Here is a 10,597-nt window from a genome sequence, read left to right on the forward strand (position 1 = left end):
AGGAGCACTCTCGTGACTGAGCGCATTGTTCTGGCCTACTCCGGTGGCCTTGATACATCCGTAGCCATCGGCTGGATCGGTGAAGCCACCGGTGCCGAGGTCATCGCTGTGGCCGTCGACGTCGGACAGGGCGGCGAGTCGCTGGAGACCATCCGCCAGCGCGCCCTCGGCTGCGGCGCCGTCGAGGCCTACGTGGCCGACGCCCGCGACGAATTCGCAAACGAATACGCCATGCCCACGCTGAAGGCGAACGCCCTCTACCAGGGCCACTACCCGCTGGTTTCGGCGATTTCACGCCCCGTGATCGTCAAGCACCTCGTCAAGGCCGCCCGCGAATTCGGTGCCACCACCGTTGCGCATGGCTGCACGGGCAAGGGCAACGACCAGGTCCGCTTCGAGGTCGGCATCCAGACCCTGGGCCCGGACTTGAAGTGCATCGCACCCGTCCGCGACCTCGCCCTGACCCGTGACAAGGCCATTGCCTTCGCCGAGGAAAAGGGACTGCCGATCGAGACCACCAAGAAGAACCCGTACTCGATCGACCAGAACGTCTGGGGACGCGCCGTCGAAACCGGCTACCTCGAGGACATCTGGAACGCTCCCACCAAGGACATCTACGACTACACGGCCACCCCGGAATTCCCGCCGGCACCGGACGAAGTCACCATCACCTTCGAAGCCGGCGTCCCGGTGGCCATCGACGGTGTCAAGCGCACTCCGCTCCAGGTCATCCAGGAACTGAACCGCCGCGCCGGTGCCCAGGGCGTTGGCCGCATCGACGTCGTCGAGGACCGCCTGGTCGGCATCAAGTCCCGCGAAATCTACGAAGCTCCGGGCGCGATGGCCCTCATCACGGCCCACAAGCACCTCGAGGACGTCACCATCGAGCGCGAGCAGGCCCGCTTCAAGGCCACGGTCGGCCAGCGTTGGTCCGAGCTGGTCTACGACGGCCAGTGGTTCTCCCCGCTCAAGCGCTCCCTGGATGCTTTCATCGAGGACACCCAGAAGTACGTCTCCGGCGACATCCGCATGGTCCTGCACGGCGGCCAGGCCATCGTCAACGGCCGCCGCTCCGACACCTCGCTCTACGACTTCGACCTCGCCACCTACGACACCGGCGATACCTTCGACCAGTCGCAGGCCAAGGGCTTCATCGAGCTGTGGGGCATGTCCTCCAAGGTTGCCGCAGGCCGCGACCTGCGGGTTGCAGGAGAGTAGCCCCTGTGGCTGAGCAAAAATCGGAAGCAACAAATACTGGTGCACTGTGGGGCGGCCGGTTCGCCGGCGGCCCGGCAGATGCGCTTGCCGCGCTGAGCAAGTCCACGCATTTCGACTGGCGGCTGGCCCGCTACGACATCGCCGGTTCCAAGGCGCATGCCCGCGTGCTGCACAAGGCGGGGCTGCTGGACGACGGCGAACTCGAAGGCATGCTCGCGGCGCTCACCCTGCTGGATGACGACGTCGCGAGCGGCGCCTACCAGCCCGCCGAGAGCGATGAGGACGTCCACGGTTCCCTCGAACGCGGGCTCATTGAGCGCGCGGGAACCCATTTGGGCGGCAAGCTCCGGGCAGGCCGTTCCCGCAACGACCAGGTGGCCACGTTGGGCCGCATGTTCCTGCGCGACCACGCCCGCATCATCGCCCGCGGTGTGCTCGCCACGATCGACGCCCTCGTTGAGCAGGCCAAAGCCCACCAGGGCGTTGCCATGCCCGGCCGGACCCACCTGCAGCATGCCCAACCAGTCCTGCTGAGCCACCACCTTCTGGCCCACGCCTGGGCACTGTTGCGCGACGTGCAGCGGTTCCAGGACTGGGACAAGCGCGCCGGCGTCTCGCCGTACGGTTCCGGTGCCTTGGCTGGTTCCTCGCTCGGCCTGGATCCTGAGGCCGTCGCTGCGGATCTCGGCTTCTTCTCGGCGGTCCACAACTCGATCGACGGCACTGCCTCGCGCGATGTCTTCGCCGAGTTCGCGTGGATCTGCTCGATGATCGGAATCGACCTATCGCGGGTCTCCGAGGAAATCATCCTGTGGGCCACCAAGGAGTTCTCCTTCGTCACGCTCCATGATTCGTACTCCACGGGGTCTTCGATCATGCCGCAGAAGAAGAACCCGGATGTCGCTGAACTCGCTCGCGGCAAGGCCGGGCGCCTCATTGGCAACCTGGCCGGCCTGTTGGCAACGCTCAAGGGCCTGCCGCTCGCGTACAACCGCGATCTGCAGGAAGACAAGGAACCGGTTTTCGACGCCGCGGACACCTTGGAGGTGCTGCTCCCGGCGGTCTCCGGCATGATCGCCACGCTCACCTTCAATACCGAGCGCATGGCATCCCTGGCACCGCAAGGCTTCGCACTTGCCACGGACATCGCCGAGTGGCTTGTCCGCCAGGGCGTGCCGTTCCGGGAGGCGCACGAGCTCTCCGGTGCCGCGGTGAAGCTGGCTGAGGGACGCAGCGTTGAACTGTGGGATCTGACGGATGAAGAGTACGCGGGCATTTCGGAGCACCTGACGCCCGAGGTCCGCACCGTGCTCAGCACCGAAGGTTCGCTCAACAGCCGCAACTCCCAGGGCGGAACGGCGCCGGCCGCCGTCGAGCGCCAACTGCTTGCGCTCGAAGCGGAACTCGCAGCGGTTCGGGGCTACGCAGGCTAAGCAAAAGGGGCCATTCCAGCAATCGAGAGGGCAGTTCGCGGCAGTGTTTATTGAAAACATTGCCGCGAACTACCTTCTCGTTGTCAGTTAATCCTCGTTAAGCGCCGTTAACTCTGTCGGATATTATGGCGCTATGACCGAGATCACTACCTCAGCGCTTCTTGCCGAGCTCCACAAAGCAGCCGGCACTGTCACCGACGTTGTCGCCAAACTCGACGACGCCGATGTCGCAGCTCCCTCCGAGCTGCCCGGGTGGACCCGCGGCCACGTGCTGGCTCACATTGCCGGCATCGCGAACGCCATGGCCAGGCAGCTGGAATACGCCGCGCGCGGCGAGACCATCGACATCTACGACGGCGGCTACGAGGGCCGTACGAAGGCCATCGAGCTGGCGGCGAGCCACAGCCTCGCTGAACACCGTGCCGCCACGGAAGCTGCCCTCGCCCGGGCCCTGAGGGCCTTCGACGGACTCGTGGAGTCCGGCTGGAACACCCGGATCAGCTTCCGGAATGGAACAGTGCTCGACGGTGGCCTGGCGCTCTGGCGCGAACTGGTCATCCACGTCACGGATCTGGGAGTCGGTCGCGGCCCCGAGGCCTGGAGCCGGCAATTCTGCGAGCATCTCTTCGATTTCCTCTCGGCCCGTGTGCCGGTCGACCAGAAATTCGTGCTTCAGCCCCTGGGCCTCCCGCAGTTGGTCATCGGCTCGGGGCGGCAGTCCGTTGCCATCAACGGCATGATCACTGATATCGCCGCCTGGCTCGCCGGGCGCACGCCTACCCTGGGGAGCCTGCGGGCCTCTGCCGACGCGGACGGCGTTGACTTGCCGGAACTTCTCCCGTGGCCATCAAGCGTTCCCGCGGCGCACTAGCGCTTCCCCGTTTGCGTGCCGCTGCCCTCCACAGGTGCATCGTTGCGTAGGAACGCCACGGGCTCACGTTGCGGAAGTCGGCAGGCAGGCCTTCCGCGGCCGCTAGATTCTTGAGGCCGTTCCGAACCGCGGCATCGTTGGCAAGGAAAACGTCCGGATCGCCGATGACCCTCATCGCCACATAGCCCACGGTCCATGGTCCGACGCCGGGCAGCGGCAAGAGCTTGTCCGCCAGCGTGTGGGGGTCGTCGCCGTAGTCGAAGTCGAGCTCGCCGCTGGCCATGGCCCCCGCCGCGGCCAGCACGGAATCTATGCGGCGCTGCGGACCCTTCAACAGTTCCCGGCCCGAGCGCGCGATCTCCTCGGCCGTAGGAAACAAGCGATCCAGGCCTAGTGCATGTCCTGCGTGCCCTTCCGGCAGGCGGGTTCCGGCGTCGGAAAGTTGGGTCAAAGCCGTGCGAGCCGCGGCTACTGTGATTTGCTGGCCGATCATCGCCCGGATCAGCAGCTCCTTGGGATCCACGGCGCCCGGGACCCTGATCCCGGGCGTGTCACGGACCGACGGGCCGAGCCTGGCATCGGAGGCCAACGCCTCGTCCACGGCCACGGGATCGGCATCGAGATCGAACAATCGCCGCACCCGGCTTAGGAGCACGGGAAGATCGTGGAGGTCCAAGGTGCTGACGGCGAGGGTCAGCGCGCCGCCGCGCGCCCCGGCGTCGTACTCCACCGTGAACGCCGCATTGCCGCGGGGCAAGCGGAGGGTTCGCGTATAGGTGGTTGGACTGGCCAGCTCGACGCCGGGAACCGCGCGGGCCGCAAGGAAATCGAAAATCCCCGTGTCGAAAGGCTCCCGGTACGGGAGGTTGAGGGTCAGGGAGGTAGCCTCGCCCTGCTTGCCTTGATGGCCAGAGGGCTTCGCTGTGGCCCGGAGTGCTGTAGGAGTCAGGGCGAAGACTTCGTTGATGGTGTCGTTGAACTGGCGGACACTGTTGAACCCGGCGGCGAACGCCACGTCCGAGAGTTTCATCGAGGTCGAGACCAAGAGCGTCCTGGCCGTCTGTGCGCGGCTGGCCCGCGCCAAGGACAACGGCCCGGCACCGAGTTCATGGCTGAGGATCCTATTGAGCTGGCGGGAGGAGTAACCCAGCCTGGTGGCGAGCCCTTCGACGCCGACCCGGGATATCGCGCCGTCGTTGATGAGCCGCATCGCCCTGCCGGCGAGGTCCGAGCGCAGGTTCCACGCGGGCGTGCCCGGAACCGCCTCCGGAAGGCAGCGTTTGCACGCCCTGTACCCGGCCTCGTGCGCCGCGGCCGAGGTCTCGTAGAACGTCACGTTTTCGGCCTTGGGTGTCCGTGCCGGGCACGACGGCCGGCAGTAGATGCCCGTCGAGCGGACGGCGATGAAGAACTGTCCGTCGAACCGGGGATCCCGCGCATCGATGGCACGGTAGCGTTGCCAAAAGTCCATGACTTCATCCTTTCAGCATCGGCAGGCCCTTCCTAGCGGAAATCGGACGTCGCCGCTGGGGGCTTTAGCCCTCGGATTCTTGCTAGGGTCTGGGCATGACAATGCAGGGCGCATCCCCGGAGGCCATCCGGGCGCTCCTTTCCGGAGATCCGCGGGACGTTGCCCCTTTGCTCCTGGGCGCAGTGCTGAGCCACCAGACTCCTCAGGGCACGGTATCCGTCCGGCTCAGCGAGGTGGAGGCGTATCTGGGTCCGCGGGACTCAGCCCAACCCGATCCTGGATCCCATACCTTTGGCGGCCCCACCGCCCGGAACGCTCCTATGTTCGGTCCGGCCGGCCACCTCTACGTCTACTTCACGTATGGCATGCACTATTGCGCCAACATTGTCTGCGGTCCCGACGGCGTTGCATCCGCCCTGCTGTTGCGGGCAGGGGAGGTGGTGGCCGGGCAAGCCCTCGCGCAGTCCCGCCGTCCGGCGTCGAGATCGCTGACCGACCTGGCAAGCGGGCCCGCCCGGCTTGCCTCCGCTTTGGGCCTGACCACGGCGGACAGCGGCCGCGATGCCCTGGCTGAGCCGTTCGGCCTCGAACTTCCGGTCACCCCGGCGGCGCAATCAGCAGTCGCGAGCGGTCTCCGGGTAGGAGTATCCGGCGACGGCGGTTCCGCCGACTACCCGTGGCGGTTTTGGCTCTCCGGGGACCCCACGGTGTCCCGCTACAAGCCGGGCCGGAGCCGCGCCGTCTAGGAGCCTTTCTAGGGGGCCCAGGAGGAATCCTTCAAGCAGCGTGTTCGTTCCGGGTCGGTTCGGCGACATACGCACAGTGGTTGTCGGGCAATTCGAAGGGCGCCAGGCGGCCAAGCAACGACTCACGTACTTGGGGCCATTCTTCCTGCAGGATCGAGAAAACGGCCGTGTCGCAGCGGGTGCCGTCGGGGGCGAAGCGGTGTCCGCGCAGCGTGCCTTCGTAGCTGGCGCCCAGCCGCTGAATGGCCGAGGCGCTGCGCGTGTTGCGCGCATCGCAACGGAAGCCAACCCGGTGGACGTCCAGTACATCGAAGGAATGGGCCAGCAGTAGTTGTTTCGCGGCCGGATTGACGTGGCTGCCCCAAAACGGGCGCCCGTAGAAGGTGCCGCCGATTTCAAGGCGTTGCTGGCGTGGACTGTACTCACACAGGGAGGTGGTCCCGAGCAGGGCTCCCGTCCGCTGCTCGACGACGGCGAACGGTATGGTTGCCGGATCTTCGAGGCGGGCTGCGAAGAGTTCGGCCAGTTCCGCAGCGCTTAAAGGCTGCTCAGCGGCCATGCCGGACCACATCCCGGAGTCCACAAAATCGAAGAGCGGACCGGCATGTGCGGGGGAGAGTGGGACCAGGCTGATGCCGTGTCGCGTCAGGGCAACGTCGTGCTGCATTGCAGCATTTAAGCACCACTGGGTGCCGATCGAAAAGCTCAGGAGGTTAGCGCCGGGTGAACATTGTGTGACGCACCGGCGTGCGGGCAGTTTCACGCGCGTCAAGCAAAACCGCTGTAGAATGGACGGTCCGTCTTTTTCGATAGGGGAACGTTTCGATGCACGACGCTGATTTGATCCACGAGCGGGAGTACGTGGCCGGTCTCTACTCGCGCCTGGATGAGCTGCGGGAGGAAAAGCGCCAACAGCTGGCGCAGGTCCGGCGCGCCGGAGCGGTGGGCACCATGCAGAACGTTTCCGAAAGGGACGCCTTCGCGGCACTGTACGAGGACCGCCTCGCCCAGCTCGACGCCGTCGACGACCGTCTCGTGTTCGGGCGCCTTGACCTGGACACCGGCGAGGCGCAGTACATCGGGCGCATCGGACTGTCCACGGCGGACCTCCAGCGGCTTATGGTCGACTGGCGCGCCCCGGAAGCCGGCCACTTCTACCAGGCGACCGCCTTCGACCGGCAGGGCGTCCGCCGTCGTCGTCACCTGATCCTGCAAGGCCGCGAGGTCAAGGCGATCGAAGACGATGTCCTGGATGCCAGCATGCTGGCGGACAACGCCTCCCTCCAAGGCGAAGGCGCACTCCTTGCCGCCCTGAATTCCAAGCGCACCGGCCGCATGTCGGACATCGTCGGCACCATCCAGTCCGAGCAGGACCGGATCATCCGTTCGTCCATGTCGGGGGCCTTGGTTGTCCAAGGCGGTCCCGGTACCGGCAAGACGGCCGTCGCGCTCCACCGCGCCGCCTACCTGCTGTACACCCACCGTGACCGCCTGAAGTCCGCGGGGGTGCTGCTTGTTGGACCTTCCTCGTCGTTCATGCACTACATCGAGCGGGTTCTGCCTTCCCTCGGCGAGACCGGCGTCGTCATGGCGAGCCTGGGCCGCCTCATGCCCGGTATCCATGCCGTCCCGGAAGCGGATCCCGACGTCGCAGCGCTCAAGGGCAAGCTGAACATGGCGGAGGTCATTGCCAATGCCGTGGCCAACCGGCAGCGGACTCCCGCCGGGGACCGCATCCTCGAGGTCGATTCCCGCAAGCTCACGCTGTCCGTGCGGCAAGTCCGCCGCGCCCGGGACAGGGCCCGCGCCACCGGCAAGCCGCACAACGAAGCACGCGTGACGTTCGTGAAGATCCTGCTGCGCGAACTCACGGAGCAGTTGACAGAGATCGTCGAAGAATCGAACATCGGCAACAATGCCGACCGTTCCTACCTCGCCGAAGACGTCCGCTCGGCACGCGATGTCAGGATCGTCCTGAACCTGTGCTGGATGCCCATGACGCCCGAGAAGCTCGTTTCCGAGCTCTTCAGCAAGCCTGCCATCCTGGAAGCCTGCACACCGCACCTCACGCCGTCCCAGCGTGCCCTCTTGCTTCGCCCCGCGGATGCGCCGTGGACGGAAGCCGATGTTCCGCTGCTCGACGAGGCCGCTGAGCTCCTGGGCGAGCTGGATGCTGCCGCCGGCAGGGGACTGGCGCAGCAAGAGCACGACCGTGCCCGCGACATCGCCAACGCCAAGCAGACCCTGGTCAACATGGAGGCCATGGGCGTCGACGTGTTGATGACGGCCGAGGAACTGGCGGACCAGAACCAGGAACGCGAAACGCGACTGACCGCGGCAGAACGAGCCACGAGCGACCGTTCGTGGGCGTTCGGGCACATCGTGGTGGACGAAGCCCAGGAACTTTCGCCCATGCAGTGGCGGCTTTTGGTCCGCCGCTGCCCCTTGAAGTCCTTCACGATCGTCGGCGACATCGCCCAGACGAGTTCCTCGGCCGGCGCGAATTCCTGGCATAGTGCCCTCGCGCCGTCGTTCGGGGACCGCTGGCAGCTCGAAGAACTCACCGTCAACTACCGCACCCCTTCGCAGATCGCCGAAGCGGCAGTCCGCATGGCGAACCGCGCAGGCCTGGTTGTCTCGGCTCCCAAGGCCGTCCGTGAAGGCAAATGGTCGCCCATCGTGGACCGCGTGGACGAAACCGGGATGGTGGACCGTCTCGTCGAAATCCTTCCGGAAGAACTGGAAGCGATCGACGGCGGCCTTCTCGCCGTGATTGCCGACGGCGCCCTCCTGCCTCGGGCCGCTGCCGCGCTCCGTGGGGTGTATGGCCACCGTGTGGGCACCGGAGCGGGCAGCTACTCCCAGGACATCGTGGTCATCAGCCCCAGGGAAGCCAAGGGCCTCGAGTTCGATGGCGTGGTGGTTCTTGAGCCGGCTGCCATGCTGAACCACGAACACGGGAAGGTGGGCGATCTCTACGTCGCCATGACCCGTCCGACCCAGCGGCTGCGCCTCATTACCGCCGCTCCGTTGCCTGCGGGTATCGAGCGCTGAGCCATGCAAGCAAGCTGAACGGCAATCCTGCTAACTTAGAACTCGTGTCACACGTAAACAACCTCGAGTCCCAGCACAACGACCCGGGCTTTGCCAATATCTGGCAAGAGCTCAAATGGCGCGGCCTTATCCACGTTTCCACTGATGAAACGGAATTGGAAAAGCTGCTCGCCGGGGACCCGATCACGTATTACTGTGGCTTCGACCCCACGGCGCCGTCCCTGCACCTTGGCAACCTCGTCCAGCTCCTTCTCATGCGCCGCCTGCAGTTGGCCGGGCACAAGCCGCTCGGTCTGGTGGGCGGCTCCACCGGCCTGATCGGCGATCCGCGCCCGACGGCGGAACGCACCTTGAACACCAAGGACACCGTTTCGGAGTGGGTTGGCTACCTTCAGGCCCAGGTCCGCCGCTTCCTCAGCTTCGAGGGAGACAACGCCGCGCGCATGGTGAACAACCTTGACTGGACCGCACCCCTGAGTGCCATCGATTTCCTGCGTGAAATCGGCAAGCACTTCCGTGTGGGTACCATGCTCCGCAAGGATGCTGTTGCCTCCCGCCTCAGCTCCGATGAGGGCATCAGCTACACCGAGTTCAGCTACCAGATCCTGCAGGGCATGGATTACCTCCAGCTCAACCGCGACTACGGTTGCGTGTTGCAGACCGGTGGCTCGGACCAGTGGGGCAACCTCACGAGTGGCACGGAGCTGATCCGCAAGGTCGATGGGAAGACCGTCCACGCCTTGGGCACGCCCCTCATCACCAACTCGGACGGCACCAAGTTCGGTAAGAGCGAAGGCAACGCCATTTGGCTCGACGCCCGCATGTGCAGCCCCTACGCGTTCTACCAGTTCTGGCTCAACACCGCGGATGCCGACGTCGTTGACCGCCTCAAGGTCTTCACTTTCCTGAGCCGCGCCGAGATTGAGGAACTTGGAGCCGCTGTTGCCGAACGTCCGTTCGCACGCGAGGGCCAGCGCAGGCTTGCCTACGAAGTCACTTCGCTGGTTCACGGAGTGGACGCGACGGAGAAGGTGATCGCCGCTTCGGCTGCCCTGTTCGGCAACGGCGATCTCTCGGTTCTGGACGAGGTGACCTTGGCGTCCGCAACTGCCGAGCTGCCGTCTGCCTCGATCGGCGCTGATGGCCTGGGCATCGTGGACCTCCTGGTTGCGTCCGGACTGTCCGAGAGCAAGTCCGCTGCTCGGCGCACGGTGGGGGAGGGTGGCGCCTACGTGAACAACAGCAAGGTAACCGACCCCGATGCCGTCATCGACCAGGCGGAACTGCTTCACGGCCGGTACCTGTTGTTGCGCCGTGGGAAGAAGAATCTGGCGACTGTCGAAGTGACCGTCTGACGCTTACTTGACTCCATGGCGTGTTCCACCTGTTCCGCTGTGTGGGCGCGCCAAGTCTGAATATGTACGCTCTACTGCACGCTCCTCCGGTCCGACTTGCGCGGCTCCGGGGGAGCGTGTATCGTTTTCTGAGTCGCTGCCGCTGAAGCGGATAAATTGCGACAAAATCCCATCGAATGTGAATGATCCGGTTTAGACGAAAGTCTGGGAATCGGATAATTTATCGACTCTGTGGGGAAATTCGATTCGCTTGGGTGAATTTCCGGAGAAATCCTGGATTTGCAAAGTGGAAATGAATGAAATAAAGTAGAAACATCGCAGCGAGGAAATGCGGAACGAATTCAATTGAATTGTTCCGAGAAGTAATCGGATTGTGTCTGTTGTTTGAGAACTCAATAGTGTGCCAAGTTTGTTGATACCGATTTGTTTTTATGAATTGGTTGATTTTG

The 10,597-nt window shown here is 64.8% G+C and carries 8 protein-coding genes; 6 read left to right on the plus strand and 2 right to left on the minus strand.

Going from position 1 to position 10,597, the window contains the following annotated elements; all coding sequences use genetic code 11:
• The first annotated feature begins 12 nt into the window (after positions 1 to 12).
• From NFJ07_RS12295 to NFJ07_RS12305, 3 genes are all read left to right on the plus strand, one after another.
• On the plus strand, positions 13 to 1,218 hold the full coding sequence (locus tag NFJ07_RS12295) for an argininosuccinate synthase (RefSeq protein WP_269994689.1): 1,206 nt from the start codon (positions 13 to 15) through the stop codon (positions 1,216 to 1,218).
• Between the two features lie 5 nt (positions 1,219 to 1,223).
• The gene (argH, locus tag NFJ07_RS12300) at positions 1,224 to 2,651 is read left to right on the plus strand and encodes an argininosuccinate lyase (RefSeq protein WP_269994690.1); all 1,428 of its coding nucleotides are present in this window, start codon (positions 1,224 to 1,226) and stop codon (positions 2,649 to 2,651) included.
• Between the two features lie 133 nt (positions 2,652 to 2,784).
• On the plus strand, positions 2,785 to 3,522 hold the full coding sequence (locus tag NFJ07_RS12305; RefSeq protein WP_269994691.1) for a maleylpyruvate isomerase family mycothiol-dependent enzyme: 738 nt from the start codon (positions 2,785 to 2,787) through the stop codon (positions 3,520 to 3,522).
• On the opposite strand, the gene NFJ07_RS12310 is transcribed toward NFJ07_RS12305, so the two are convergent.
• Positions 3,428 to 4,993 (minus strand): AlkA N-terminal domain-containing protein, encoded by a 1,566-nt coding sequence (locus tag NFJ07_RS12310; protein WP_269994692.1) that lies wholly within the window; start codon positions 4,991 to 4,993, stop codon positions 3,428 to 3,430. The two genes, NFJ07_RS12305 and NFJ07_RS12310, sit on opposite strands and share 95 nt — an antisense overlap.
• A 95-nt stretch (positions 4,994 to 5,088) precedes the next feature.
• Between NFJ07_RS12310 and NFJ07_RS12315 the strand changes: the two genes are divergently transcribed.
• Positions 5,089 to 5,739 carry a DNA-3-methyladenine glycosylase gene (locus NFJ07_RS12315; RefSeq protein ID WP_269994693.1) on the plus strand — a complete coding sequence of 217 codons (651 nt, stop codon included), beginning with the start codon at positions 5,089 to 5,091 and terminating at the stop codon, positions 5,737 to 5,739.
• 31 nt (positions 5,740 to 5,770) lie between these two features.
• Here NFJ07_RS12315 and NFJ07_RS12320 read toward each other — a convergent pair whose 3' ends face one another.
• Positions 5,771 to 6,406 (minus strand): GNAT family N-acetyltransferase, encoded by a 636-nt coding sequence (locus NFJ07_RS12320; RefSeq protein ID WP_269994694.1) that lies wholly within the window; start codon positions 6,404 to 6,406, stop codon positions 5,771 to 5,773.
• A 158-nt stretch (positions 6,407 to 6,564) separates the two neighbouring features.
• Here NFJ07_RS12320 and NFJ07_RS12325 point away from each other — a divergent pair, with 158 nt between their 5' ends.
• Together NFJ07_RS12325 and tyrS are read left to right on the plus strand one after the other, a co-directional pair.
• A complete protein-coding gene (locus NFJ07_RS12325; protein ID WP_269994695.1) occupies positions 6,565 to 8,793 on the plus strand; it encodes an AAA family ATPase in 2,229 nt (742 codons plus the stop codon).
• Between the two features lie 44 nt (positions 8,794 to 8,837).
• Positions 8,838 to 10,148 (plus strand): tyrosine--tRNA ligase, encoded by a 1,311-nt coding sequence (tyrS, locus tag NFJ07_RS12330; protein WP_269994697.1) that lies wholly within the window; start codon positions 8,838 to 8,840, stop codon positions 10,146 to 10,148.
• Positions 10,149 to 10,597: the final 449 nt, after the last annotated feature.

Origin of the sequence: Arthrobacter sp. B2a2-09, assembly GCF_027587375.1 — a bacterium.
Taxonomy (GTDB): Bacteria; Actinomycetota; Actinomycetes; order Actinomycetales; family Micrococcaceae; genus Arthrobacter.